The sequence below is a fragment of the Nocardia sp. AB354 genome, from assembly GCF_049538315.1.
Taxonomy (GTDB): domain Bacteria; phylum Actinomycetota; class Actinomycetes; order Mycobacteriales; family Mycobacteriaceae; genus Nocardia; species Nocardia nova.
In genome coordinates this window covers 185,785-212,006 of record NZ_JBMVFU010000001.1, presented here as the reverse complement: position 1 = coordinate 212,006, position 26,222 = coordinate 185,785, and the positions used below count along the sequence as shown (strand labels likewise).

Annotated in this window: 21 protein-coding genes; 13 read left to right on the top strand and 8 right to left on the bottom strand. The window is 69.8% G+C overall.

What is annotated here, in order from left to right; genetic code table 11:
• Window positions 1-238 precede the first annotated feature (238 nt).
• Together guaB and ACPCUW_RS01055 are read left to right on the top strand one after the other, a co-directional pair.
• The gene (gene guaB, locus ACPCUW_RS01060; protein WP_227463190.1) at window positions 239-1,783 is read left to right on the top strand and encodes an IMP dehydrogenase; all 1,545 of its coding nucleotides are present in this window, start codon (window positions 239-241) and stop codon (window positions 1,781-1,783) included.
• 333 nt (window positions 1,784-2,116) lie between these two features.
• A complete protein-coding gene (locus ACPCUW_RS01055; RefSeq protein WP_063012661.1) occupies window positions 2,117-3,286 on the top strand; it encodes a GuaB3 family IMP dehydrogenase-related protein in 1,170 nt (389 codons plus the stop codon).
• Between the two features lie 21 nt (window positions 3,287-3,307).
• Here the strand turns inward: ACPCUW_RS01055 and ACPCUW_RS01050 are convergent, their stop codons facing one another.
• Window positions 3,308-4,105: an alpha/beta fold hydrolase gene (locus ACPCUW_RS01050; protein ID WP_030513516.1), complete on the bottom strand. Its 798-nt coding sequence runs from the start codon at window positions 4,103-4,105 to the stop codon at window positions 3,308-3,310.
• Between the two features lie 222 nt (window positions 4,106-4,327).
• Between ACPCUW_RS01050 and guaA the strand changes: the two genes are divergently transcribed.
• Window positions 4,328-5,905 carry a glutamine-hydrolyzing GMP synthase gene (gene guaA, locus ACPCUW_RS01045; RefSeq protein ID WP_030513517.1) on the top strand — a complete coding sequence of 526 codons (1,578 nt, stop codon included), beginning with the start codon at window positions 4,328-4,330 and terminating at the stop codon, window positions 5,903-5,905.
• A gap of 85 nt (window positions 5,906-5,990) precedes the next feature.
• Here guaA and ACPCUW_RS01040 read toward each other — a convergent pair whose 3' ends face one another.
• The 4 genes from ACPCUW_RS01040 to ACPCUW_RS01025 form a co-directional block, all read right to left on the bottom strand.
• Window positions 5,991-6,212, bottom strand: coding sequence for a hypothetical protein (locus ACPCUW_RS01040; RefSeq protein WP_030513518.1), 222 nt, complete (start codon window positions 6,210-6,212; stop codon window positions 5,991-5,993).
• Window positions 6,205-8,046, bottom strand: coding sequence for a PspC domain-containing protein (locus ACPCUW_RS01035; protein ID WP_423423409.1), 1,842 nt, complete (start codon window positions 8,044-8,046; stop codon window positions 6,205-6,207). The genes ACPCUW_RS01040 and ACPCUW_RS01035 overlap by 8 nt, the downstream gene beginning before the upstream one ends.
• Window positions 8,047-8,185: 139 nt before the next feature.
• Window positions 8,186-8,875 (bottom strand): response regulator, encoded by a 690-nt coding sequence (locus tag ACPCUW_RS01030; RefSeq protein ID WP_423423408.1) that lies wholly within the window; start codon window positions 8,873-8,875, stop codon window positions 8,186-8,188.
• The gene (locus ACPCUW_RS01025) at window positions 8,872-10,074 is read right to left on the bottom strand and encodes a sensor histidine kinase (RefSeq protein WP_423423407.1); all 1,203 of its coding nucleotides are present in this window, start codon (window positions 10,072-10,074) and stop codon (window positions 8,872-8,874) included. The genes ACPCUW_RS01030 and ACPCUW_RS01025 overlap by 4 nt, the downstream gene beginning before the upstream one ends.
• Window positions 10,075-10,296: 222 nt before the next feature.
• Between ACPCUW_RS01025 and ACPCUW_RS01020 the strand changes: the two genes are divergently transcribed.
• The 3 genes from ACPCUW_RS01020 to ACPCUW_RS01010 all read left to right on the top strand — a co-directional run bounded on the left by ACPCUW_RS01020 (window position 10,297) and on the right by ACPCUW_RS01010 (window position 13,086).
• Window positions 10,297-10,665: a DUF6223 family protein gene (locus tag ACPCUW_RS01020; protein WP_305779334.1), complete on the top strand. Its 369-nt coding sequence runs from the start codon at window positions 10,297-10,299 to the stop codon at window positions 10,663-10,665.
• Window positions 10,666-10,750: 85 nt separating this feature from the next.
• Window positions 10,751-12,256 (top strand): PspC domain-containing protein, encoded by a 1,506-nt coding sequence (locus ACPCUW_RS01015; protein ID WP_423423406.1) that lies wholly within the window; start codon window positions 10,751-10,753, stop codon window positions 12,254-12,256.
• A gap of 167 nt (window positions 12,257-12,423) precedes the next feature.
• A complete protein-coding gene (locus ACPCUW_RS01010; protein ID WP_036498325.1) occupies window positions 12,424-13,086 on the top strand; it encodes a response regulator in 663 nt (220 codons plus the stop codon).
• A 7-nt stretch (window positions 13,087-13,093) separates the two neighbouring features.
• On the opposite strand, the gene ACPCUW_RS01005 is transcribed toward ACPCUW_RS01010, so the two are convergent.
• A complete protein-coding gene (locus ACPCUW_RS01005) occupies window positions 13,094-14,239 on the bottom strand; it encodes a serine/threonine-protein kinase (protein WP_030513526.1) in 1,146 nt (381 codons plus the stop codon).
• Between the two features lie 406 nt (window positions 14,240-14,645).
• On the opposite strand from ACPCUW_RS01005, the gene ACPCUW_RS01000 reads away from it, so the two are divergent.
• The 4 genes from ACPCUW_RS01000 to ACPCUW_RS00985 all read left to right on the top strand — a co-directional run bounded on the left by ACPCUW_RS01000 (window position 14,646) and on the right by ACPCUW_RS00985 (window position 18,801).
• Window positions 14,646-15,377 carry a hypothetical protein gene (locus ACPCUW_RS01000; protein WP_423423405.1) on the top strand — a complete coding sequence of 244 codons (732 nt, stop codon included), beginning with the start codon at window positions 14,646-14,648 and terminating at the stop codon, window positions 15,375-15,377.
• Window positions 15,377-16,981 (top strand): DNA polymerase Y family protein, encoded by a 1,605-nt coding sequence (locus ACPCUW_RS00995; RefSeq protein WP_104393654.1) that lies wholly within the window; start codon window positions 15,377-15,379, stop codon window positions 16,979-16,981. Before ACPCUW_RS01000 ends, ACPCUW_RS00995 begins: the two co-directional genes overlap by 1 nt.
• A 90-nt stretch (window positions 16,982-17,071) precedes the next feature.
• Window positions 17,072-17,839 carry an alpha/beta fold hydrolase gene (locus ACPCUW_RS00990; RefSeq protein ID WP_423423541.1) on the top strand — a complete coding sequence of 256 codons (768 nt, stop codon included), beginning with the start codon at window positions 17,072-17,074 and terminating at the stop codon, window positions 17,837-17,839.
• A gap of 65 nt (window positions 17,840-17,904) precedes the next feature.
• Window positions 17,905-18,801: a sucrase ferredoxin gene (locus tag ACPCUW_RS00985; protein ID WP_423423540.1), complete on the top strand. Its 897-nt coding sequence runs from the start codon at window positions 17,905-17,907 to the stop codon at window positions 18,799-18,801.
• 71 nt (window positions 18,802-18,872) lie between these two features.
• Here the strand turns inward: ACPCUW_RS00985 and ACPCUW_RS00980 are convergent, their stop codons facing one another.
• On the bottom strand, window positions 18,873-19,853 hold the full coding sequence (locus tag ACPCUW_RS00980; RefSeq protein ID WP_063012671.1) for an SDR family NAD(P)-dependent oxidoreductase: 981 nt from the start codon (window positions 19,851-19,853) through the stop codon (window positions 18,873-18,875).
• Window positions 19,854-20,057: 204 nt separating this feature from the next.
• Between ACPCUW_RS00980 and ACPCUW_RS00975 the strand changes: the two genes are divergently transcribed.
• The gene (locus tag ACPCUW_RS00975; protein ID WP_423423404.1) at window positions 20,058-20,234 is read left to right on the top strand and encodes a hypothetical protein; all 177 of its coding nucleotides are present in this window, start codon (window positions 20,058-20,060) and stop codon (window positions 20,232-20,234) included.
• A gap of 192 nt (window positions 20,235-20,426) precedes the next feature.
• Here the strand turns inward: ACPCUW_RS00975 and ACPCUW_RS00970 are convergent, their stop codons facing one another.
• Window positions 20,427-21,275 (bottom strand): helix-turn-helix transcriptional regulator, encoded by an 849-nt coding sequence (locus ACPCUW_RS00970; RefSeq protein ID WP_423423403.1) that lies wholly within the window; start codon window positions 21,273-21,275, stop codon window positions 20,427-20,429.
• Window positions 21,276-21,369: 94 nt separating this feature from the next.
• Here ACPCUW_RS00970 and ACPCUW_RS00965 point away from each other — a divergent pair, with 94 nt between their 5' ends.
• Together ACPCUW_RS00965 and ACPCUW_RS00960 are read left to right on the top strand one after the other, a co-directional pair.
• Complete coding sequence (locus tag ACPCUW_RS00965; RefSeq protein ID WP_423423402.1) at window positions 21,370-22,752, top strand: MFS transporter; 1,383 nt, start codon at window positions 21,370-21,372, stop codon at window positions 22,750-22,752.
• An 88-nt stretch (window positions 22,753-22,840) separates the two neighbouring features.
• Window positions 22,841-26,182, top strand: coding sequence for an error-prone DNA polymerase (locus ACPCUW_RS00960; protein WP_423423401.1), 3,342 nt, complete (start codon window positions 22,841-22,843; stop codon window positions 26,180-26,182).
• The last annotated feature ends 40 nt before the right edge of the window (window positions 26,183-26,222 follow it).

The following is a 26,222-nucleotide window of genomic DNA, read 5'->3' as shown; positions in this document are numbered from 1 at the left end:
CCGCGCCAGCGCTGAAGGCATTTTGACGCGCTTGTTGCGCGGCTGTCACCCTCGTCCACCACTGTGTCGGAGGCGACGAGGTCGCCCCCACAGGCGGCCGATACCATGGATACACAGGCGCCGGGTCGCACGCTTCGGCTCCACCATCCATCAGCTGTTCTCGATCGGTACCGAGGTCCCGGAATGCCGGGCCGAAGTGCCGTATCGGTGCTTTCGAGGTCCAGGAGGGGTCGATCAGATGAGTAGTCCCGTGATGGGCGAACGAGCCGTCCGCCCGCATACGGGTGGTGACGATCCGAACAAGATCGCCATGCTCGGCCTCACGTTCGACGACGTGCTGTTGCTGCCGGCCGCTTCCGATCTGATCCCCAGCTCGGTCGAGACCTCCAGCCGGTTGACGCGCGAGATCACGCTGCGCACCCCGCTGGTGAGTTCGGCGATGGATACCGTCACCGAGGCGCGGATGGCGATCGCCATGGCCCGCGCCGGAGGTATGGGCGTCTTGCACCGCAATCTGTCGGCCGCCGATCAGGCCGCGCAGGTGGAGACGGTGAAACGGTCCGAGGCCGGAATGGTCACCGATCCGGTCACCTGCCGCCCGACCGACACCCTCGCCGAGGTCGACGCGATGTGCGCGCGGTTCCGGATCTCGGGTCTGCCCGTGGTGGACGAGACCGGTGCGCTGGTCGGCATCATCACCAACCGGGACATGCGTTTCGAGGTCGACCAGAACCGCCGGGTCGCCGACGTGATGACCAAGGCGCCGCTGATCACCGCCCAGGAGGGCGTCACCGCCGAGGCCGCGCTGGGTCTGCTGCGCCGGCACAAGATCGAGAAGCTGCCGATCGTCGACGGCAACGGCCGCCTGCGCGGGCTGATCACCGTCAAGGACTTCGTCAAGACCGACCAGTACCCGAACGCGACCAAGGATCGCGACGGCCGTCTGCTGGTCGGCGCCGCGGTGGGTGTCGGCGAGGACTCCTGGTCGCGCGCGATGAGCCTGGCAGATGCCGGGGTCGACGTGCTGATCGTCGATACCGCGCACGGCCATCAGGCCCAGGTGCTGCAGATGGTCGCCAAGGTCAAGAACGAGGTCGGCGACCGGATCCAGGTCGTCGGCGGCAATATCGCCACCCGCGAGGGTGCGGCGGCGCTGGTCGAGGCCGGCGCCGACGCGGTCAAGGTGGGTGTCGGTCCCGGCTCGATCTGCACCACTCGCGTGGTCGCCGGCGTCGGCGCCCCGCAGATCACCGCGATTCTCGAGGCCGTGGCCGCGTGCCGCGCGGCCGACGTGCCGGTGATCGCCGACGGCGGTATCCAGTTCTCCGGTGACGTGGCCAAGGCCATCGCCGCCGGTGCGTCGACGGTCATGCTCGGCTCGCTGCTCGCCGGTACCGCCGAATCCCCGGGCGAACTGATCCTGGTGGGCGGCAAGCAGTTCAAGAGCTACCGCGGCATGGGTTCGCTGGGCGCCATGCAGGGACGCGGACAGGGCAAGTCCTACTCCAAGGACCGCTACTTCCAGGACGACGTGCTGGCCGAGGACAAGCTGGTGCCCGAGGGCATCGAAGGGCGGGTGCCCTTCCGCGGTCCGGTGAATCAGGTCATCCACCAGTTGGTGGGCGGTCTGCGGGCGGCCATGGGCTACACCGGTTCCCAGTCGATCGCCGACCTGCAGCAGGCGCAGTTCGTGCAGATCACCGCGGCGGGTCTCAAGGAGAGCCACCCGCACGACATCACCATGACGGTCGAGGCGCCGAACTACACCGGCCGCGGCAAGTAGGAGCCGGGGCGAGGGCGACGAGTCCTCGCCACGGCGACACGGTTGGCTCGCCGCTGTGTCGCGGGTGACGGAAATGCTTCCGGGGCAAGGCATGTCATCGCGACGCGTCGGCCCAACGCGGTCCCGGGATACCGGTCGGTCGTGTCGATGTGTGACCGCGCCCGGCCCGTCCCGATGCGCACGGTCCGACACGGACCGCCCCCGGCGTATGGCGTACGCCGGGAGCTGGGAGGATGGACGCGCGTCGGCGTGGGATCGCCGCGACGTCGTGGCGCCGGCGCGCGAGTTCGTCGCACACACCGGCGTGGCAGAACACACTAAGGAGAGACATCAGTGCGGGACATGGTCGAGATCGGGATGGGTCGGACCGCGCGGCGTACCTATGAGCTGGACGATGTCGACATCGTCCCCTCGCGGCGCACCCGGTCGTCGAAGCAGGTGTCGCTGGCGTGGCAGCTGGATGCCTACCGATTCGACATCCCCGTGGTCGCGCATCCGACCGATGCGCTGGTGTCGCCGGAATTCGCGATCGAATTGGGCCGCCTCGGCGGACTGGGCGTCATCAACGGCGAGGGACTGTGGGCCCGGCACGCCGATGTGAGCGCACGCATCGAGCAGTTGGTCGAGGTGGCCGAGCACAAGGGTCCCGAGGCCGCGGTCGAACTGCTGCAGGAACTGCACGCCGCGCCGATGCAGCCCGACCTGCTGGCCGCCGCGGTCGCGCAGGTGCGCGCCGCCGGAGTGACGGTCGCGGTGCGGGTGAGCCCCCAGAACGCGCGCGCCCTGACCCCGAGTCTGGTGCAGGCCGGGATCGACCTGCTGGTCGTCCACGGCACCATCATCTCCGCCGAACACGTCGGCGGCGCGAGCGCGGTGCCCGTCGAAGATGCCGGCTCGTCGGTGGAACCGCTGAACCTCAAGACCTTCATCGCCGAACTGGACGTGCCGGTCGTGGCCGGTGGCGTCAGCGATCACCGCACCGCCCTACATCTGATGCGCACCGGCGCCGCCGGCGTGATCGTCGGTTACGGCTCGATGCCCGGCGCCACCACCACCGGTGAGGTGCTCGGTATCGGCGTCCCGATGGCGACCGCGATCGCCGATGCCGCCGCGGCCCGCCGCGACTACCTCGACGAGACCGGCGGGCGCTACGTCCACGTGATCGCGGACGGCGACATCGTCTCCTCCGGCCAGCTGGCCAAGGCCATCGCCTGTGGTGCCGACGCGGCGATGCTGGGTGTGCCGCTCGCGCTGGCCCAGGAGGCGCCCGGCCACGGCTGGTACTGGCCCTCGGCGGCCGCGCATCCGTCGGTCCCGCGCGGTGCGCTGCTGCAGTTCGCCGAGCCGGACGAGCAGCCGGCGCTGGAGAAGGTGCTGTACGGACCGTCCAGCGATCCGTGGGGCTCGGTGAATCTCGTTGGCGGCCTGCGTCGTTCGATGGCCAAGGCCGGATACTGCGATCTGAAGGAATTCCAGCGGGTCGGTCTCAGCGTGCGGGCCTGAGATCGCACGCCGCGGCCCGGCTCAGTTGAGCCGGGTCAGCACCTCCCCGCGCAGGAAGTCGCGAATCGCGGCGTTGACCTGCTCGGGGTGGGTCATGTTGACCGCCTGACGGGCGCCCTCGATTTCGCAGAATCGCGATCCGACCAGTCGCCGTGCCATCTCCAGCGCGTGCGCGCGCGGGATGCCGGCCCGCGTCGGGTGGATGACCAATGCGGGACAGGTGATTTCGCACAGCCGATCCAGGATCGAGTCGCGGGCCAGCAGACATCCGGCCGCGGCCTCGAGCTCGTGCGGATCGCGCGCCAGCCACCGCTTGGTCCACACCGCCCGGTACCAGGCGTCGTCTCCGATCAGCCAGTGCGCCATGTGCTCGGCGAGGGCGTGCCGGATATTCGGCTCCCGCCAGTGGTCCAGGAAGCGGCGCGAGGTCACGAGTTCCTGCGGGGTCGGGCTGTGCGCCTCGGTCGAGATCAAGATCAGCGCCTCCACCCGTTCGGGAGCGAGCAGGGCGGTGCGCATGGCGCTGAACCCGCCCTGTGAGGTGCCGCCGACCACCGCGCGTTCGACGCCGAGCTGATCCAGCACGGTCAGCGCGTCGCGGGCCGCCGTCCAATAGGTGAAGGGCAGCCCCTCGTCGCGGGTGCGGCCGTGTCCGCGCGCATCCCAGGTGACGATGCGGAACTCCGGTGCCAATGCGGCCGCCTGCGATGCGAACATCGTTCGATCCATGAAGAATTCGTGCCCCAGCAGTACCACCGGGCCACGGCCACCGGAATCCTCGTAATGGATTTCGGCATCGATCGCACGGGCGAATGGCACGAGCACGAGGATAGCCGTCGCCGAGTGCCGCTGCTCCGCCTTCGTGATCGCCGCGGAGGAAGGCGGGCATGGATATGTGCTGGCGGATAGGCCGTTTCGCAAGCCCGGCCGGCACCGGCCGATACGACCGGCATCGAACCGGTGGAGTGGGGGCGATCACGGCCTGGAGTCGCAGGCTCGCCCGCCCTCGAGGTGCGCCGATGCCCTCACTAAACTGTGCGGGTGGCAGAAACCCAGCGACCAGTTCTCGTCGTCGACTTCGGGGCGCAGTACGCGCAGTTGATCGCGCGGCGCGTGCGCGAATCCAGCGTCTACTCGGAGGTGGTACCGCATACCGCGACCGTGGAGGAGATCGCCGATCGGCAGCCGCTGGCGGTGATCCTGTCCGGCGGCCCGTCCAGCGTGTACGCCGAGGGCGCGCCGCAGCTCGATCCGCGATTGTTCGATCTCGACATTCCGGTCTTCGGTATCTGCTACGGATTCCAGGCGATGGCGCAGGCGCTCGGCGGCACGGTCGCGCACACCGGCACCCGTGAGTACGGCCGCACCGAGCTGAACATCGACGGCGGCGTGCTGCACGGCGGACTGCCGACGGTGCAACCCGTGTGGATGAGCCACGGCGACGCGGTCACCGACGCGCCGGCCGGCTTCGAGGTCACGGGGACGACGGCCGGTGCGCCGGTCGCCGCCTTCGAAAATCGCGCCCGGCGGCTGGCCGGTGTGCAGTACCACCCGGAGGTTCTGCACTCGCCGCACGGCCAGCAGGTGCTGAGCCGGTTCCTGCACGAACTCGCCGGCATCCCCGCGTCCTGGACCCCGGCCAATATCGCCGATGCGCTGGTCGAGCAGGTGCGCGAGCAGATCGGCGACGGACACGCGATCTGCGGCCTTTCCGGTGGCGTGGATTCCGCGGTGGCGGCCGCGCTGGTGCAGCGGGCCATCGGAGACCGGCTGACCTGTGTCTTCGTCGACCACGGCCTGCTTCGGGCCGGGGAGCGCGAACAGGTTCAGCGCGACTTCGTCGCCGCCACCGGGGCCAAGCTGGTGACGGTCGACGCGGTGGAGAAGTTCCTCGGTGAGCTGAAGGGCGTCACCGATCCGGAGGAGAAGCGCAAGATCATCGGCCGGGAGTTCATCCGGTCCTTCGAGGATGCGGTCGCCGAGGTCGTGAAGTCCACCGGCACCGAGGACGGCGATGGCGGACCCGCGGTCGAATATCTGGTGCAGGGCACCCTGTACCCGGACGTGGTCGAATCCGGGGGCGGCTCCGGCACCGCCAACATCAAGAGCCACCACAACGTCGGCGGGCTGCCCGAGGATCTGGAATTCGAGCTGGTCGAACCGCTGCGGCTGCTGTTCAAGGACGAGGTGCGCGCGGTCGGCCGCGAGGTCGGGCTGCCCGAGGAAATCGTTGCGCGCCAGCCCTTCCCGGGGCCGGGCCTGGCGATCCGGATCATCGGCGAGGTCACGCCGGACCGGCTGGAAACCCTGCGGCAGGCCGACGCGATCGCCCGCGAGGAACTGACCGCCGCCGGTCTGGACGCGCAGATCTGGCAGTGCCCGGTGGTCCTGCTGGCCGATGTGCGCAGTGTCGGCGTGCAGGGCGACGGCCGCACCTACGGACATCCGATCGTGCTGCGGCCGGTGTCGAGTGAGGACGCCATGACCGCGGACTGGACCCGCCTGCCCTACGAGGTGCTCGAACGCATCTCCACCCGGATCACCAACGAGGTGGCCGAGGTCAATCGCGTGGTGCTCGATGTGACCAGCAAGCCGCCGGGCACCATCGAATGGGAATAAGCGGCTGTCGTTACGGATAGCGGAGAAGGGGCCTTCCAGCATCGGCTGGAAGGCCCCTTCTTTCTGTTGCGGCCTCTTCCGGAGGCTATTTCTTCCTTCGCGGCGAGATCACCAGGGCGATGCCCACGACCACCGCCACACCCACCACGATCCAGCCCACCGGCACCGCACTGTGGAAGGGCCAGGACGTGGGGCCGATGAAGGCCCAGACGCTGACCAGCAGGGCGAGTATCCCGGCCAGCAGCAGCGAGAACGACGGTCCGCGCCCAGTTTCGGTCCGAGTGTCGGCCGTTTCGTTGTCAGCCACGTTTCACCTCCGCGTTTCCGGCGTGGACATCGACGTCGAGAGTGAGAATCGGCCCGTCGGCCGGTCCGGTGGGCCCCTGCGGGCAGGACACGTCGCCCATACTGGCGTTGCAGGTCGCGTGTAGCCGCATCGAGTTCGGCACCAGCACCCGGAAGTCGCCCATCTGGACGTTCACGTGCACCGTGCGATTCTCGGTGAGGGGCAGTTGGCGCAGATCGAGCGTGCCCGATCCCATGGTGATCCGGTATTCCGAGGCCAGATCGGCGGTTGTGGCCGGGGTCCAGACGTGGTCGCCCATGGCTCCGCGGTCGAATTCGACGGGACCGACCATCGAGGCGAGGATGACGAATCCCGCCAGCGGCGCCAGCACCACCATCAAGCCGTAGCCGCGTCGCAGGAACGCGCCGACGATCAGGCCCAGGCCGACCACCGCCAGGGCGACCGCGCCGATCCGCGCGGGTGTCATCCAGTCCGCCCCGGCCGCGGCCACCGCGCCCGCCGCCGCTGCCGCCAGGACGGCCAGACCGATCACCACCGGCGTGAGCCGGGAGCGCGGCCGCTGTGCGGGGACGACCGCGACCGGGCGTTGCTGCGTCGGGGTGGGCAGATCCCAGGCCATGGGCGCCACGCCGAGCGGATCCCAGCCGGCCGCAGTGGGGCCGACATGCGCCGGGTTCGGGATCGGACGGTTGCCGGTCGGCCGTGGGCCGGGAGGAGGCGTCGGGCGAGGACGTGTGCTCCCGCCGGGCCCGGGCGAATCGTCGGGGCCGGACTCGTCCTCGGCCGGGTGTTCGTCGGAGGGTGCCGCCGATTCGGATTCGGCGGTGAGTGGCCGGGTCAGCGCGACCGTGGGTCGGTCGTCGGCCGGCGCTTCGTCGGTGGGCGAGTCCGGCTCGGCGGCAGCGTGTTCGGTGGTACCGGGATCGGTCGCGGCACTCGAACCGGTCTGGCGTCTGGATGCATCTTCCGCCGGAACACCTTCTGCGGCAAGGGCTTCGGTCGCAGTACTTTCGGTCGCTTCGGGTGCCGAGCTCGTGCTGTCCTGCGATGCGGTGCCGGCTTCGCCAGGATCACTTTCCGGCGTCCCGGTGGCCGGATCGACCCGCAGTGGGGCGGTGGCGGCGGCTGCGACGATCGGTTCGGTTGCCGTCGACGCGTTGTCCGCCGTCGAAACAGCGTCGTTCGACGCCGGTGTCGGTGTGGTCGGAACCTGGCCGCCGGCAAAGGCATTCGGGTCCGGTTCGTAGTGGTCGGGCAGCTTGGTGAAGGGTCCGTACTGGCTTCCGCTCCACGGCGACCCGCCCGGGAAGCTCGCCCCCGGATATCCCGTCGCCGCGATCCCGCCCTCGGCCGTCAGCGGATAGGAGCCGTCGATCGGCGGTTCCGGCTGCCGCATGTACAGCAACCACCAGCCGGCCACCATCAGCGCGAAACTGATCACCCCCGAGCCGCCGAGTCCGACACCCACCGGGCCCATCGTGGTGACCGCGATCGCCAGAGCGACGATCAGCACGATGGTCTTGGTCGACGACTGCGAACTACGTCCGCGGCTGATCAGGCCCTCCGCGGGTGAGACCGCATCACCCGCCGGAGGCAGCAGCAACCATGCCGCCAGATACAACACGATGCCCGCACCACCGAAGATCGTCGACACCACGAACGCGACCCGGATCAGTACCGGGTCCACGCCGTAGCGCCGGCCGAATCCGGACGCCACGCCGGCGACCGGACTCTGTCCCGGCAACCGTGTCGGACGCGTCCGCCACAGGTGCTGGAGCTGTTCGCTGAATCCCGTCCGGCTCGTGCCGCCGGTCCCGCCGCTCGCTGTGGTCATAGCTCAATGGTGGCCGTGAGCAGCATCGAATGGCATCGGGGTTCACCCTGAAAACGAACCTGAACTACATCCGGACGGAATCGACTCGACTCGGGCCGCCAGACGACGGCGGCTCGGGGCACGGTCGGACGAGTTCGATCTACGGTGTCACCAGGCCCGTTCGATAGGCGATGACGACCAATTGCGCGCGGTCGCGCGCGCCGAGTTTGACCATCGCCCGGCTGACGTGGGTGCGGGCGGTCGCCGGACTGAGGAACAGTTCGGCGCCGATCTCGGCATTGCTCATGCCCTGGCCGACCAGGGCCAGCACCTCCCGCTCACGGTCGGTCAGTACCGCGAGCCGCTGTTCGGCGGCCTGGTCGGCGGCGCGGCGAGCCGTGAACTGGGCTATGAGCCGGCGAGTGATCCGGGGCGCGAGCAGAGCCTCACCGGCGGCGACCACGCGGATAGCGTGCAGCAGCTCGGCCGGACCGGCATCCTTGAGCAGAAAACCGCCGGCGCCGGCCTGCAGTCCCTCGAAGACATAGGCATCGGTGTCGTAGGTGGTCAGGATGAGGATCCGGACATTCCGCAGCCCGGTCGTCGCGGCGATCTCGCGGGTGGCCTGAATGCCGTCCATCGTCGGCATGCGGATATCCATCAGTACGACATCCGGACGCAGCGCACGAGCTTTCCGCACGGCTTCGGCGCCGTTGGCGGCCTCTCCGACGACCGTGATGTCGTCCTCGATATCGAGCAGGAGCCGAAAGCCCGACCGCACCAACTGCTCGTCGTCGACGAGCAGAACCCGGATCGGGGTGCCACCGTCCGAGTCTGCCGTACTGCTCACAGGTTCACCGTTTCCGTCGTGGCCAGGGGCAGCCGGGCCGTGACCGCGAATCCTCCGTGCGGAAGCGGGCCCGCGTCCAGATCACCTCCCAGGAGCCGGCATCGCTCACGCATACCGAGGATGCCGCGCCCGGCGGTACGCGCTGGACCTCCGAAAGATGCGGCGGGTGACTGCCGCCCGTCGTCGGTGACCCTGATGTCGACCGTGTCGGCACCGTAGTTCACCTCGACCGAGACTCGCGTCGCGCCGGCATGGCGAATCACGTTGGTGATCGATTCCTGCAGTATCCGGTATATCGCGGTGCCGACCGCGCCGGGTATATCGGGAGGCGGTGCGGGCGTGTCGAATTCGACCTCGAGCCCGGCGTCGCGGGCCGCGGCGGCGAGTTCCCGGATCTGCCCGAGACCCGGATGTGGGGCGCGGTCGTCGAGAACTCCGAGGACCGCCCGCATTTCCGACAACGCCCGAGAGCTGGTCCGCTCGATGATCTTCAGGGTCTCACGCGCTTGTTCGGGCCGTTTGTCCAGCACGTGCGCGGTGACACCGGACTGGACGTTGATGACGGCGATGGCGTGCGCGACCGTATCGTGCACTTCGCGGGCGATGCGGAGACGTTCCGCGTCGACCCGGGCGCGGGCCTCCTCCTCGCGAGTTCGTTCCGCCAGCTCGGCGCGCTCCAACGCCTGTGCCGCAATGACTTTCCGCGAGCGGACACTCTCGCCGAGCGCGGCGCTCATCACCGCGGCGCCTATCCGGAAATAGACCCAGCCGATCGCGGCCGGCGGTTGGACGTCCGATGCGGCGGGAAGCCAGATCGCGGTCAGGACGGCGATCCCCACTCCGGCCACCACCAGCGAGCGCCGCCCGTCACCGTGTGCGGTGAGGGTGTAGAGCGCTACGAACAGTGCCAGCCATCCGGGTCCGTCCGGGAAGTCGAGGGCGTAGTAGATCGCACTGGTGAGCGCGGTGACGGCGAATACCGCGACCGGATATCGGCGCCGCAGGACCAGGACGGTGCCCGCGATGATCAAGAGGAGGCAGCCGAGATATCCGAAGTCCGAGAGCGGGCGCAGCACCTCCTCGGGCCGGCCGCTGTTGCGGACGACGGTGCCCTGGACCTGCATCACGGTGATGAATACCGCCAACAGCAGATCCTGAGACCAGCCCGGCAGGCGCAGCGGTGTGACGCGGTCCGGCATGTGGCGATCATAGGAGCCCGAGGCGGCCTGGGACGTCGTGCCGAGCGCGCGACTTCGTACGTCGCGGTGCGCGGTCGGCTACGCCGAACGGCGTATTCGTCGTCGATCCCGGGCCGATGCCCGCGAGCGGGTCGCGGCGCGACGATCGTCGCGTCCGCAGCCGATTCCGAGTCCGTGCGACCCGCACGGCAGCCGGCTGCCGCTCGACCGAAAGGATTCGCGATGCCCGCACTCGATGTGTTCGCCGCGCTCTCGACCACCCGCCTCTCAGTCGTGGCCGCCGGGTACGAGGTCGGCGTCGGCCGGACCGTTCCCACCATCGCGGCAGTCCTGGGCTTGATCAGCGTGATCGCCGGTGGGTCGGCGGTCTCGGCCCGCGGCCACCGCGTCGGCACCCGCCGGTCCCGGGCCGTCACGGCGCTGGCGCTGGGAGCGGTCGCCGCGGTCGTCGGCGCCATCCACGGGGCCGATGCCGCCGGTGGTTTCGGTACCGGCAACGGGCTGGCCGGCGCGATCGCCGCGGTGGTGCTCGGGCTGGGTGGCGTGATTCTGGGTAGCCTCTCGCTGGTGCGTGCTCGCCGCCTCGGATAACACGGCGCCGTCGGCGACCCCGAGATCGGGGATCCGGGTATTTCCCGATGGTCGGTTGTCGGGGTGACGTGCCAGTATCGAAGGCATGTACCCCTCCATGCCCGCATTCGACGCGCGTTCGGGGTTCGACGGTCGCGTGGGGTTCGAACCTCGCGCCGGTGTGGACGGTCTCGGGCCGGACGGCCGGGGCGCCGATCCGGTGTTCGAACAGCCGCGGTTGCTGCGGCGATCCGGTGGCCGGGTCGTCGGCGGGGTCGCGGGCGGTATCGCCGACCATCTGGGTGTCGACGTCTTCAAGGTGCGGATGGCGTTCGTCCTGCTGTCGGCCTTGATGGGGGCGGGGATCGTGGCCTACGGGCTGCTGTGGATCTTCACGTCCTCGGGTGCGGACGGGCCGCCGCCCACGGCGTCCGAGCGGCGGCAGGCCGTCGGGCTGGTGCTGCTCGGGCTGGCGCTGTCGGTATCGATGGCGTGGCTGTTCAACGGGACCGCGGCGCGGGTGGTCGCGCCGATCATCGTGGTCGCCGTCGGTGCGGCGCTGGTGTGGCGCGAATTCGATGCCGAGGGGCCACGTTCCATTCTCGGCCTGCCCGCCCGGCCGACCGTGCTCACCTGGACGCGCATTCTGGCCGGGGCGACGCTGATCGTGGTCGGGCTGGGCGTGGTGGTGCTGGCCCGCATCAACCTGAGTTCGCTGGGTTCGGCACTGATCGCGGTCGCGGTCACGCTGATCGGCGTCGGACTGCTGACGGTGCCGCTGTGGTTGCGCATGATGCGCGCCCTCAATGCCGAACGCTCGGCCCGCATCCGCAACGAGGAACGCGAGGAGATCGCCTCACATCTGCACGATTCGGTGCTGCAGACCCTGGCGCTGATCCAGCGGCAGGCCGACGACCCGCAGGAGGTCGCCCGGCTGGCCCGCAGCCAGGAGCGGGAACTGCGGAAATGGTTGTTCGAGGATTCCATGCCCGCGCAGTCGAGCCTGGCCGCCGCACTGCGCACGATCGCCGGTGAGGTGGAGGACCAGTACGGGGTGCAGGTGACTCCGGTGACCGTCGGCGACGTCTCGATGGATGTCGGCGATACCGGATTCGGCCTGCCGAAGGAACATTTCACCGCCCTGCTCGGCGCCACCCGGGAGGCGCTGGTCAACGCCGCCAAACATGCTGGTGTGCCGACCATCGACGTCTTCGCCGAGGTGGAACCGCATCAGGTCAGCATCTTCGTGCGCGATCGCGGCACCGGGTTCGATCCCGCCTCGGTACCGGCAGACCGGCAGGGCCTGGCGAAATCCATTCACGCCCGGATCGAACGCCGCGGCGGCACCGTCGAGGTTCAGACCGCACCCGGCCGCGGCACCGAGGTGCGAATCATGATGCCTCGCAAGGATTCCGAGGGCCAAGAGGAATTCGCCGCAGCCGGCGTCGACCGTGCAGAGTCCGGGGATGCCGAGTCCGCGAGTGCGGAGGGACACCGCTCCGGCACGGCGGCCGAGGCCGCCGACGCGAGCCGCGCCGGTGATTCGCACAGCGCCGCGACGACCGAACCGCGAGGGGAAACCGCGGATACCGGCCCGGGCAGGTCGCGGTAGCGGGCGGAGCGTGCGGAGATGGGGGAGGCGGGCACATCGGCAGCGGTACCGGCCCTGCCCACCGCGATGCGGTTTCCGGCACCCCGGCCACCGATGTGGTACCGATGAGGAGTTCGGCGCTGCCGCGCCCGGCAGCGGGCCGGCTCGAGGTGAGGAGAACTGTGACGATCCGGGTCTTTCTGGTCGACGACCACGCCGTGTTCCGGTCGGGGGTGCGGGCGGAGTTGAGCCGCGAAGCCGATATGGATGTCGTCGGGGAAGCGGGCACCGTGGCCGAGGCCGTGGCCGGAATCGACGCCGCGCGACCCGATGTGGTGTTGCTGGATGTGCACATGCCCGACGGCGGCGGTGTCGCGGTCCTGCAGGGCATCGACGATCGTCCGAACGGTTCGGCGTCGGGTAACGGCCCGGTATGCCTGGCGCTGAGCGTCTCCGATGCCGCCGAGGATGTGATCGCGGTGATTCGCGCGGGCGCGCGCGGTTACGTCACCAAGACCATCTCCGGTTCCGAACTGGCCGAAGGCATTCGGCGCGTCGCGGGCGGCGACGCGGTGTTCAGTCCGCGGCTGGCCGGTTTCGTGCTGGACTCGTTCACCGGGCGCTCACCGGCCCCCGAACCCCCGCTGGATCCGGAACTGGATTCGCTGACCCCGCGTGAACTGGAGGTGCTGCGCCTGCTGGCGCGCGGCTACACCTATCGCGAAATCGCTGAAACCCTGTTCATCTCGGTGAAAACCGTGGAAACCCACGCCTCCAACGTGCTGCGAAAAACCCAGCAGTCCAACCGCAATGCGCTGACTCGCTGGGCGCACCGCCGGCGCATCGACTGAGTCGCGCCTACATCGCGGCGACGAGGATCACGATCAGGATGAGCAGTCCGATCAGCAGGCCCACCGCGATCGCGAGCGGCGCCGCATTGGGCCCGAACTTCGTGAAGTCGATGTCGACGAGCTTCGATTTCCCCAATTTCGGTTGCTGCGCAACGGCACCGGCCGCGGCGACCCGCGGCGGGCGGGGCAGCGGCGCGGAATGCGGACTGCGCAGTCCGGCGGCCGAATTGCGGGCCGCCCAGGCCGGAATGGTGCCGTCCTCGGTGCGGATCGGAGCGCCGAGAATATAAGGCCCGGTGCCGGGACCGAAGGCGGCGGTGAGGATTTCCTCGCGGGCCTCGGCCATGGTGGGGCGACGCTGCGGCGCCGGTTCCATCATGTGCAGCAGCACCTGGGTGAGCGGCCCGCTGCGGGTGGGCGGAATGATCTGTGCCATCGCCGCGCGCGTGACTATGACGTCGTTGTCGTCGTCGAATCCGTACGGCGGATGTCCCTCGATCGCGGTGTAGAGCGTCGCGCCGAGGGAGAATACGTCGCTGGCCGGGCCCGGCTGAGCACCGCGCGCCACCTCCGGCGGCAGATAGGACGGGGTGCCGGTGATCACGTCTTCCGGTTCGTCGAAAGCCTCACCCGCACTGGAGATACCGAAGTCGCTGAGTTTGGCCATCCCCACCTCGGAGCCTCGATCGGCGACGAGGATGTTGCCCGGTTTGATGTCGCGATGCACGATTCCGGCGGCATGGGCGGTGGCCAGGGCGTCGGCCACCTGCGCGCCGATCTGCGCGACCTCGATGGGGGAGAGGGTGTCGGCCAGCGCGAGTGCCTTGGCGACGCTGCGCGAGGGCAGATACTCCATCACCAGCCACGGTTCGCCCGCCTCGAGCACCACGTCGTAGACGGCGATCGCGTGTTCGTGCGAGAGCTTGGCCGCGACCCGGCCCTCGTGCACGATCCGGTTGCGCACCTCGGTCGCCTCGGCCTCGCTGAGCCCGGCGGTGGTGAGCACCTGTTTGATGGCGACCTCGCGGTTGAGCAGCCGATCGGTGGCGAGCCATACCGCACCCATACCGCCGCCTCCGAGTTTGGACTGCAGGCGGTAACGGCCGGCGACGAGATAGTCGGGGCCGACGATGGGGCGGGCGCGTTCGGTCACGGCGCGAGGATAGCCGAAAACCAGGGCGACCGGCCTGCTTCGGACCGGGGTTGGCGGCGGTCACAGCTCGGCGGGCGGCCCGCCGGACGGCCCCGATGGGTGGTGGGGACAACAGCCGCGACCGTGACGGAACAGTCGCAGTGGGACTGATGTGACACCTGGGCCGGTGCGGCTTGACGGAGACCGGTCGGAAGGTTCTACTGATCACCGGATCGAACGTATATTCGATTACGATCGATAGCTGAATCGGTGCTGAATCCACTCGGCGGTGCTTCCGACGTTGTCAGGGGATGCGAGCCCCGGCGCAGGTGGGTGAGGCGGAGGAGGTGCGGTATGTAGTCGATGCCGCGGTGCGGTGCATCGAGTGCGGTGGAGTCCGTTCGGTGAGAGATAGGTGGTCGGCGAGATGGGTTCGGCTGGTGACGCGCGGGCCGTGCAGCTGGCGGAGCTGCGGCGGCGGATGGCCGCGGTTCCGGCCCGTGGGGTCGAGGTCGTGGAACGCCCACCGGCAAGCGCTGAACTGCGCAGAGAGCTTCTTCCCGTACCGCCCGCGCTGGCCGGGCTGCTGCCCGAGGGCGGGATGCCGAAGGGGGCGGTGGTGGCCTACTCGGGCGCGGGTTCGCTGCTGACCGGCCTGCTGGCCGCGGTGACCGGCGGCGGGGGCTACGCCGCGGCCGTCGGCTTGCCGCGGCTCGGATTGCTCGCCGCCGCGGAGATGGGTGCCGATCTGGGCCGGCTGGCCGTGGTGACCGAACCCGGCCCGGACCCGGTGGAGGTCGCCGCAGTGTTGCTGGATGGTCTTGATCTGGTGGTGGTCGGCCTGGCCGGTATATCGGTGCCGCCCAGCCGAACTCGAATTCTCGCCGCCCGCGCCCGCAGCAAAGGGGCCACGCTCGTGGTGACCGGTGGCGCCTGGAGCGGTCCGACGCTGCGGATCGACACCCGGGTCGCGGGCTATTCGGGCCTGGGGCGTGGTCGCGGCCGGTTGCGATCGGTGCGCTTGAACGTCTGCGTGCGCGGCCGGTCCGCACCGGAGCGCACCGGCACGCTCGACCTGTGCCCGCGCGACGGCCGGGTCGAATGGCTTGTACCGGAATCGGATTCGCCGCCTACCGCGCTGTCGGCAGTGGGGGCGTGATGAAGCGACCCGGGTTCCGCGTCTTGGCGGTGTGGTGTCCGGACTGGCCGGCCGCGGCGGCGGCCGCCGTGGCCGACCTCTCACCGTTGCGACCGGTGGTGGTGCTGCACGCGAATCGGGTGGTGGCCTGCTCGGCGGTGGCTCGCGATGCGGGGGTGCGGCGCGGTCTGACCCGGCGCGAGGCGCAGGCGCGCTGCCCTGACCTCCATGTGGCGCAGGCGGATCCGGACCGCGACGCGCGTCTGTTCGAACCGGTGGCGACGGCCGTGGACGCGACGGTGCCGGGAGTGGAGGTCTTGCGTCCCGGCCTGCTGGTACTCGCCGCCCGCGGCGCCGCTCGTTACTTCGGGTCCGAGGAGGAGGCCGCCGAACGCCTGGTCGACGCGGTCGCCGCACTCGGTGTGGAATGCCGGATCGGCATCGCCGACGAACTGTCGGCCGCGGTGACAGCCGCGCGCCGGGCGCAGATCGTCGCGCCGGGCGCCGCCGCGAATTTCCTGGCGCCGCTGCCGGTGGGGGAGCTGGCCGTGGAGCCGAGCCTGGCTCCGCCGGAGCGCGCCGAACTGGTGGATCTGTTGCACCGCTTGGGTTTACGCCGCATCGGCGATTTCGCGGCCCTCACGCCCGCCGAGGTCGCCTCCCGGTTCGGCGCCGACGCGATCCGGGCGCACCGGTGTGCCCGTGCCGAACCGGAGCGCCCGCCCTCGGCGGCCCCGCCCGCCCCGGACCTGATGGTGGAGTACCGGTGCGATCCGCCGATCGAGCGGGTCGATGCCGCCGCCTTCGCCGGTCGCATGCTCGCCACCCGGCTGCACGAACGCCTGGCGGCGGCCTCGGTGGCCTGCACCCGGCTGGCGGTCCACGCCGAAACCGCGGCCGGGGAACAACTGTCGAGAATCTGGCGCTGTGCCCAGCCGCTCACTCCGGAGACCACCGCGGACCGGGTGCGCTGGCAGCTGGACGGCTGGCTCACCCATCGCGCCCTGACCAACGGAAAACGCGGGCGGACGGGCGATTCCGAACCGCCACCGTCCGCTCCGATCACGCTGCTGCGCCTGGAGCCGGTCGAGGTGGTGGCGGCCGGTGCGCTGCAGCTCGGGCTCTGGGGCGGGGTCGGCGAGGAGGATCAGCGCGCCCGCCGCGCCCTGACCCGGGTGCAGGGTCTGCTGGGCGGTGAGGCGGTGCGGATCGGTGTCCTCAGCGGCGGCCGCGGTCCCGTCGAACGCGTCACCTTGATCACCTTCGGTGAGGAAGTGGTTCCCGCCGCCGATCCCGGCCTGCCGTGGCCGGGCCGGCTGCCGCAACCGGCGCCCGCGGTGGTGCTGGTCAACCATCCCGAGGTCCGGCTGGAGTCCGGCGACGGCAGCCCGATCTGGCTCACCGACCGCGGCATGTTCACCGCCGAACCGGCCGAATTGCACTGGGGCAGCAAGTCGTGGCGGGTCGCGGGCTGGGCCGGCCCCTGGCTGCTGGACGAACGCTGGTGGGCCACCGGCGATTCCGGAGGCGCCGTCCGCACGCAGATCCTGCTCGACACGGAGGAGCGTGCTCTACTGTTGCTCGGCTACGACCACATCTGGCACGTGGAGGGACTCTACGAATAGTGCCGGCGCCGCCGATGCCCCTGGGCGCGGGCTATGGAAAACCCCACAGGCTGCGGCGACGGCGCCCGCGGCGACGTACCCTGGCTGATCGTGGAGTCGAACGTCATCCGGGTGCCCCTGGCGGGGGTGCAGATCGCCTATCGGGATTCGGGCAGCGCGCCGACGCCGCATCCGCTCTCGGAGGTCCCGGTGGTGCTGGTGCACGGGATGGGTGGCGACGGCCACACCTGGGATCGCTTCGCCACCGCGCTGATCCGATCCGGACGCCGGGTGATCATTCCCGATCTGCGCGGACACGGCCGCAGCGAACACACCGCCTCCTACCGGTTCGAGGATTTCGGCACGGATCTGCTGCGCCTGTGCGATCGGCTGGAACTGGCCACCGTCGATCTGGTCGGGCATTCGCTCGGCGGATACGCCTGCTCGTGGATGGCCATCGAACGGCCGGCGCTGGTCCGGCGGCTGGTCCTCGAGGAACAGCCGCTGCCGCTGCGTTCCGGTGACGAACAACTCACTCTCACCCGGCGGCTGCCGTCCGTGCCGGAACTGTGGCATGCCACCACCAGTCTGCTGCGTCATCCGCGTGCGGTTCTGGCCTTCGACCGGTCGATGACCACTCCGGCGCTCGAGCAGTTCCGCAAACCGCATCCGGAATGGTGGGAGCGGCTGGCGGATATCACCGCAGCCACAGTGTTGTTGCGCGGCGGTCCCGGCGGCATGGTCGATCCGGAGAAGTTGGAGATCTTCCGCGCCAGCGTCCCGGACTGCCGGGTCGAGGCCTTCACCTGCGGGCACAGCATCCACCGCGACCGGTATCGGGAGTTCGCTTCGGTGGTGCTGCCGTTCCTGGAGCGCTGAACGTGGGGGCCGATTCCCGTTCCGCACCACCCACCTCGCAGGCGCCCGCGAGCAATTTCGACGGGCTGCCGTGTTCGGCGGCAGCGGCCGATATTCCCCTGCCGGGCAGCGCGACCCGGGTGAGCGGCTGGCTGTGTATCGAACAACCCGGCGCCTGGGGCCGCGATGTGATCGGCGATGCGGTCCTCGGTGCCGAGCTCACCGCCGAACTGGCCGCCCGCACCAAGGCCGCGCGCGTCCGTCCCACCCTCATCCGGCGTCCCGGTCGCGGCGAATTCACCGGTGTGCGAACGGTTCTGCTCGCCGCCTCCCGGCCACAGGGTTCGTGGTGCGAACGTCTGACCGTCACCGATCCGGAACAACTTCTCGATATCGATCTGCACGTGCTGAACGGTCCCGCGCCGGGAATCGGTGAACGCGTGACCGATCCGCTGACCCTGGTGTGCGCACACGGTAAGCGCGATCAGTGTTGCGCCCGGCTGGGACGTCCGATCGCGGCCCGGCTGGCGGCCGAATATCCGGATCAGGTCTGGGAGTGCTCGCATACCGGCGGGCACCGGTTCGCGCCCGCCATGGTGATCCTGCCCGAGGGGTTGACCTACGGCCGGGTCGACGCCGAGGACGCGGTCCGAGCGGTGGCGCAGGTGCGGCGTAACCACCTGTCGCTGAAGGGGTTTCGTGGGCGAAGTGGCCTGTCGCCGGTCGAGCAGGTGGCGGAGATCGCGGTGCGGGAACGGGTGCCGGCCGCCCTCGACCAGTTGACGGTCTCGGTTGTCGAGCGGGCGGCCCCGGCATCGGATCCGGCAACCTTCGCCGGCGCCGCCGAGGTGACCCATACCGACGGCCGCCGGTGGCTGGTCACCACGCGAACCGTCGGCTATCCGCCCCGCCAGGCGAGCTGCGGCGCCGCCCCGAAACCGGTGTCGGCGATCGTCGTGGACGAAATCCGCGAGACCACGTGACATTTCGCCGCGGGTGACCGGCGGCGGGAGCGAGCGCAACGGAGCGACGCGGGTGGAGGCTGCAGCCGCGTTTACCAGTAGGTGCCGGGAACCAACCGGGCGGCGCGGCGCAGTGTCGAGCGGGTAACCCGCTCCGCCGCCGACGGCTTGCGCTGTGGTTTCGCCTGCAGCGCGGGCACTTCCGACTCCGGTTCGTCCTCGACCGGCAGTTCGCCCTTGGCGGCGGGGGAGTCCGGCAGCGCCCGGTAGTACCGGTGCATGACCCGATCCTTGATCCCCGGTGCGAACAGCGTCCCGTATTCGGCCAGGGTGCCCACCGGCACATCGATGCGCCGCGGCCGCTCGCTCAGCGCGCGCACGATGGTGGCCGCCGCCCATTCGGGAGATTCCGACGGGCCCTGTTTACCGCTGGGCGCGATCATCGGCGTCCGCACCAGCGGCATGTGAATGGTCGTGAAAGTGATGTTGTCGGAGAGCATCTCGGCCGCCGTGACCTCCGCGAACTTGTCCAGGGCGGCCTTACTGGCGAGATAGGCGGCGAACCGCGGTGTGGCAACCTGAACACCCGCGCTCGAGATGTTCACGATGTGGCCGAATTTGCGCTCCCGCATCTGGGGCAGCAGTGCCAGCGTCATCCGCACCGCACCGAAGTAGTTGACCGCCATGGTCCGTTCGAAGTCGTGCAGCCGGTCGGTGGATCGGTGCACGGCGCGCCGGATGGAGCGGCCGGCATTGTTGACCAGCATGTCGACGTGGCCGTGGGTGTCGAGAATCGACTTCACGGTCCGGTCCACCGAGTCGGAATCGGTGACGTCGCACTGGTAGGCGTAGGCCCGCCCGCCCGCGGCGGTGATCTCCTCGACCACGGCGTTCAGTTCCTCGCCTCGCCGTGCCAGCAGCAGCACCACGGCCCCCTTGGCGGCGACCGCGGTCGCCGCCGCCCGCCCGATACCGGAGGAGGCGCCCGTGATGACGACATGTTTACCGGCGAGATCCCGGCGTGCCCGCCGACGGGCCAGATAGCCGTGTTCGGCCGCGTGGTTATCCGACATCGCTGCTCCCTTGCAGGTCGATTTCCTCCGAACTTACTCCAAAGTAAGTTCCGCTGCCAAGGGGGCTGCGCACATCGGCGCGGGGGAGCCGGGTAGGTCGCGAGGACTACATCGGCCCCGTACCGGTCATTCCGACGGGCGATGCCGGCCCGGCGCTCCCGCGTCATGCTGGGTGTTCGGATATCGGTGCGGGAGGAGACGACGGTGAGTCTGTGGACAACGTTGCGCGGGCGAAGGGCGGCCAGGGACGAGAAGGCCGGGTCCGACGCCCGGGCGAAGGCGATCGCAGCGGGGGCATCCGAAGGAGAGGCCGCCGCCGCGGCGGAACAGGCGGTCCGGCGTGCGCGGCGCCGGCGTCGCGCCCTGTACACCGGCGGATGAGCGGGCTCAGGCGGTGAGCCCCGCGGCGCGCGTACTCGCCGGCGCGGACTCCAGTACAGACATGGGGTCCCTTTCCTTCCCGCCGTCGATTCGCCCAGTGACATTAGGGCGAGCCGATATTCGCGAAAAGGATTCGAATCAGCGAGATTCCAGCGCGGGTCTGTCCCGGCCTGCGGCCGACCGCTTCCCTGGTCAGCCCGCGACAGTGGATGCCCGGGGCGCAGCCGCCGCCAGCCGTACCAGCGCGTCGCACGCGGTCGTGCCGGGTTCGGCGCTGTAGGCCACCAACCGCTGCCCCGGCACATTCGGAACGGCCAGCACCACGTAGTCGAGCGTGAAGGCGCCGACGAGTGGGTGGTACAGCCGTTTGTGCCCGCTGACCTTGTGCCGCAGTTCGTGATCGGCCCACAGTTCCCGGAAAGGAGCGCTCCGGGCGTGCAGGTCGGCCACCAGCCGGCGCAGCGTCGGATCGTCCGGCCGCCGACCGGTGGCCGCACGCAGATGTGCCACCGAGTCGGCGGCTATCTCGTCCCAGTCCGAAAAGCGTTGCCTCGCCTCAGGGTCGGTGAAGACATAGCGGACGTTGTTCGGATGGCCGGAGCCCTCGACCAGGTGGCCGAAGAGCGCGGCGGCGCCGGCATTCCATGCGAGAACGTCGCTGTAGCGGTCGATCACATACGCGGCCGTCGGCTCCGACAGCAGCTCCAGCATCCGGCGGGCGCCGAGCGACAGTTCGCCCGGCTCGGCCGGCTGCAGCCGCACATCGCCGCCGAGCGCGAACAGATGCTCGCGCTCGTCGGCGGACAGCCGCAGCGCATTCGCCAGCGCGGCAAGCACACTCGGTGACGGATGCGGAGCACGCCCCTGCTCCAGCCGCGTGTAGTAGCCCGGGCTGACCCCCGCGAGCCGGGCCAGCTCCGCGCGGCGCAGCCCTGCCGTGCGCCGCACGCCCTCGACGCGGATACCGACCGCCTCGGGCGCGAGCGCGGTCCGGCGCGAGCGCAGGAACGAACCCAACTCGCTCGCCTGTGTGTCTGCCACCGCTCCTCCTACCATCACGCCTCGCTCAGGGTAGCCCTGACAGGTGCACCCTCGGCCCTTGTCGGGCGGTCGCCCCGGGATCGATGCTGACGACGTGAGCACACCTGTCACCCAGCCGATTTCCGGCATCGAGATCACCGAGGCGCCCGGGCGGGCCCGGTGGACGCTGTTCGCGGCTTCCTTCGGATTCCTGATGGTCAGCCTGGACGCCACCATCGTGAACGTCGCGCTGCCCACGCTCGGGCACCGGCTCGATGCCGGCCTGAGTCAGCTGCAGTGGGTGGTGGACGGCTACACGCTGGTATTCGCCGCCTTCCAGCTGATCGGCGGCACGCTGTCCGATCGGATCGGGGCGCGGCGGGCGTTCGTCGCGGGTCTCACGGTGTTCGTCGCGGCCTCGCTGGCCTGCGGGCTGGCGACGGCGCCGGCGATGTTGATCGCCGCCCGGTTCGCGCAGGGCCTCGGAGCCGCGATCCAGCTGCCGGCCTCGTTGGCGATGGTCCGGCACGCCTATGCCGACCCCGGGCGGCGCGCGCGGGCGGTCGGGCTGTGGGCAGCGGCCGGCGGGGCGGCGGTGGCAGCCGGACCGGTGATCGGCGGCGTATTGCTGGCGACGCTCGGCTGGCGGTCGCTGTTCCTGGTCAATCTGGTGATCGGCGCCTGCGGACTGCTGGCCACCACCCGGGCGGCGGCGACGCCCGCGAGCACCGGCCGTGGCATGGATCCGGTCGGACAGCTCACCGTGGTTGTGGTGCTGTGCGGTTCGACGTACGGCTTGATCGAGGGTGGCCACCGGGGCTGGAGCTCGGCGCCGGTGCTGACCGGATTGATCGCGGCGGCGGCCGGTGCGGTCTTCTTCGTGCGGTGGGAGCGCCGGGTGGCGGACCCGATGTTGCCGTTGGATCTGTTCGCGCACCCGGCCTTCTCGGCCGCCTCGGTCGTCGGCTTCGTGCAGAACTTCGCCTACTACGGCATCGTCTTCCTGCTGTCGCTGTTTCTGCAGGAGCAGCGCGGTGATTCGGCGCTGGTGACCGGGCTGGTATTCCTGCCGATGAGCCTGGCCGCGCTGACCGCGAATCTGCTCGGAGGCCGGATCACCGCCGCGGTCGGCCCGCGCTCGCCGATCGTCGGTGGGCAGCTCGCCTTCGCGGGTGGTCTGCTGCTGCTCGTTCTGGCCGGTGCGGATGCTCCGCTGTGGATGATCTGGGTGGCGACCGTCCCGGTCGGCTTCGGTGCGGGAACGGTCGTGCCGGCGATGACCAGTGCGGTGCTGGAGAGCGTGCCGGCCGCCCGGGCAGGGGTGGCGTCCGCGCAGCTCAACACGGCGCGGCAGGTCGGCGGCGCGGTCGGGGTCGCGGTATTCGGCACGCTGGTGGCCGGTGACTTCCTCGGCGGCCTGCGGACGTCGCTGGTGATCGCCGTCCTCGCACTGCTCGCCGCCGCGGTGGTCGGCGGGATATTCGTCCGGACCCGCTGATCGCAGCGGGGCCGCCTTCCGAACGTTGCGCCCACGAGTTAGCATCGGTATCGAATATACGTTCGAATCTACGAAGGTGCGTGCCGATATGGGCTGGGGAAACGGCCCGCCCACCTGGGCGGAAATGGAGCGGGTGCTCTCCGGTCTGCCCGGGCGCGGGGCCGCCCCGCCGGGTGACGGCGGAGACAGCCCGGCGTGGTCGCATACACGCGGCGAATACCGGGCGGGGTCGCGGCCGGAGTCGAGCGGTCCGCTGGTGCCGTATGCGGAATTGCATACGCATTCGGCCTACAGCTTTCTCGACGGCGCCTGCCAACCCGAGGAGTTGGTGGAGGAGGCGGTGCGCCTGGGGCTCGAGGCCCTGGCGCTCACCGATCACAACGGCTTCTACGGGGTGGTGCGTTTCGCCGAGGCCGCCGCCGAATGGGGGCTGCCGACGGTGTTCGGTGCCGAATTGTCGCTGGGTGAAATCTGCGACGCGACAACGATATTCGGCTCCGCTCCGATGGACGATTCGCAACCGCGCACGGGTGAACCGGACCCGTCCGGGCCGCATCTGCTGGTGCTGGCGCGCGGGCAGGAGGGATATCGGCGGCTGTCGCGGGAGATGTCGGCGGCACATATGGTGGCCGGTGAGAAGGGAATCCTGCGCTACGACCTGGACCGGCTCGCCGCCGCCGCCGACGGGCACTGGCATATTCTCACCGGCTGCCGCAAAGGTCATGTGCGCCGGGCGCTGGAGCGGGGTGACGCCGAGGCGGAGGCGGCGCTGCGCCGGCTGATGGATCTGTTCGGCCGCGACCGGGTGAGCGTCGAACTCACCCACCACGGAGTGCCCGACGACGACGAACGCAATGCCCGGTTGATCGCCCTCGCCACCCGGCTGGACGTGCCGGTGATCGCCACGACCGCAGCGCATTTCGCCACCCCGGCGCAGGGCCGCCGGGCGATGGCGCTGGCGGCCATCCGGGCACGGTGCAGTCTGGACGACATCGACGGCTGGCTGCCGCCCACCGGTGGCGCGCATCTGCGCTCGGGTGCGGAAATGGCGCGGCTCTTCGCCGAATACCCGCAGGCGGTGGCCGGGGCGGTCGATCTGGCTCGCGCATGCGCCTTCGATCTGCGCTTGATCGCCCCCGAATTGCCGCCGTTCGACGTGCCGCCCGGCCACGACGAGAATTCCTGGCTGCGGGAACTCACCCTCGCCGGAGCGCGCGATCGTTACGGCCCGCCGGAGGGGAATCCCAAGGCGTACCGGCAGATCGAACACGAACTACGGATCATCACCGAACTGAATTTCCCCGGCTACTTCCTGGTCGTGCACGATATCGTCCACTTCTGCAAGCAGAACGACATCCTGTGCCAGGGCCGGGGGTCGGCGGCCAATTCCGCGGTCTGCTACGCGATCGGCATCACCAATGTGGATCCGGTCGCCAACGATCTGCTGTTCGAACGTTTCCTGGCGCCCGAACGTGACGGCCCGCCCGATATCGATCTCGATATCGAATCCGATCGCCGGGAGGAGGCGATCCAGCACGTCTACCGGAAGTACGGTCGCGAATACGCCGCCCAGGTGGCCAATGTGATCACCTATCGCGGCAAGTCCGCGGTGCGCGATGCCGCTCGCGCGCTGGGTTTCTCGCCCGGCCAGCAGGACGCGTTCAGCAAACAGGTGAGCCGATGGACCGCGGTGGCATCCGAAACGCATACCGATATTCCGGACCGGGTCCTGGAACTGGCGGGTGAGATCGAGGGCCTGCCGCGACATCTCGGTATTCATTCCGGCGGCATGGTGATCTGTGATCGGCCGATCGCCGACGTCTGCCCGGTGGAGTGGGCGCGCATGCCCGGGCGCAGTGTGCTGCAGTGGGACAAGGACGATTGTGCCGCAGCGGGTCTGGTGAAATTCGATCTGCTCGGTCTGGGCATGCTCTCGGCCCTGCACTACATGATCGATCTGGTGCGCGAGCACAAAGGTGAGGTCGTGGAATTGCACGCCCTCGATCTCACCGAATCCGCCGTCTACGAGATGCTGGCGCGCGCGGATTCGGTGGGAGTGTTCCAGGTCGAGTCGCGTGCCCAGATGGCGACGCTGCCGCGGCTGCGCCCGCGTGCCTTCTACGATCTCGTCGTGGAGGTCGCGCTGATCCGGCCCGGCCCCATTCAGGGCGGTTCGGTGCATCCCTATATCCGCCGGCGCAACGGCCGGGAGGAGGTGACGCTCGACCATCCGGCGCTCGAGAGTTCGCTGGCCCGCACCCTCGGAATTCCGCTGTTCCAGGAACAACTCATGCAGATGGCGATCGATATCGCGGGTTTCACCGCCGCCGAGGCGGACCAGTTGCGCCGCGCGATGGGATCGAAACGGTCACCGCAGCGCATGGAGCGGCTGCGCGGCCGCTTCTATCAGGGCATGCGTGATCTGCACGGAATCACCGGAGAGCTGGCCGATCGCATCTACGAGAAGATCTACGCCTTCGCGAATTTCGGTTTCCCGGAAAGTCATTCGCAAAGTTTCGCCGCGCTGGTATTCTATTCGGCCTGGTTCAAACTGCATCATCCCGCGGCGTTCTGCGCGGGGCTGCTGAACGCGCAGCCGATGGGTTTCTACTCTCCGCAGTCGCTGGTGGCCGACGCCCGCCGGCACGGGGTGGTGGTGCACGGGCCGGATATCAATCACAGCCTGGCCGGGGCGACGCTCGAGCAGTGCGGAACCCAGGTGCGATTGGGCTTGTCCGCGGTCCGGCACATCGGTGACGACGTGGCCGAAAAGATCGTCGCCGCACGGTCTTCCGGTCCCTATCGATCGTTTCTGGATTTGACCGGGCGGGTCGAGTTGACGGTGCCGCAGGCCGAGGCCCTGGCCACCGCGGGTGCGCTCGGCAGCATCGAGTCCGCATCGGGCCACGGTCTCGACCGGCGGCAGGCGCTGTGGGCGGCCGGTGCGGCGGCGGGGGAGCGGGCGGATCGGCTGCCGGGGACCGGGGCGGTCACCGACGCACCGGCGTTGCCCGGGATGAGCGAACTGGAAATGGCGGCCGCCGATGTGTGGGCGACCGGTGTGTCGCCCGGTCGGTATCCCACCGAATTCCTGCGTCCGCGGCTGGACGAACTCGGCGTGGTCGCGGCGAACCGGCTGCTCGCCGTGCCCGACGGGTCGAAGGTGCTGATCGGCGGTGCGGTGACGCACCGGCAGCGACCGGCCACCGCGTCCGGGGTCACCTTCATCAATCTGGAGGACGAGACCGGCATGGTGAACGTGGTGTGTTCGGTGGGGCTGTGGCGCCGCTATCGGCGCATCGCCCAGGGCGCTCCCGCGCTGCTGATCCGGGGGCGGGTGCAGAACGCCGAGGGTGTGGTGAGTGTGGTGGCGGAACATCTGCAGCGCATGGACCTGCGCATGGCCTCGAAGTCACGCGATTTCCGCTGAACGGTCGCGGCTAGGCTCGTCCCACCGACCGACATCGAGG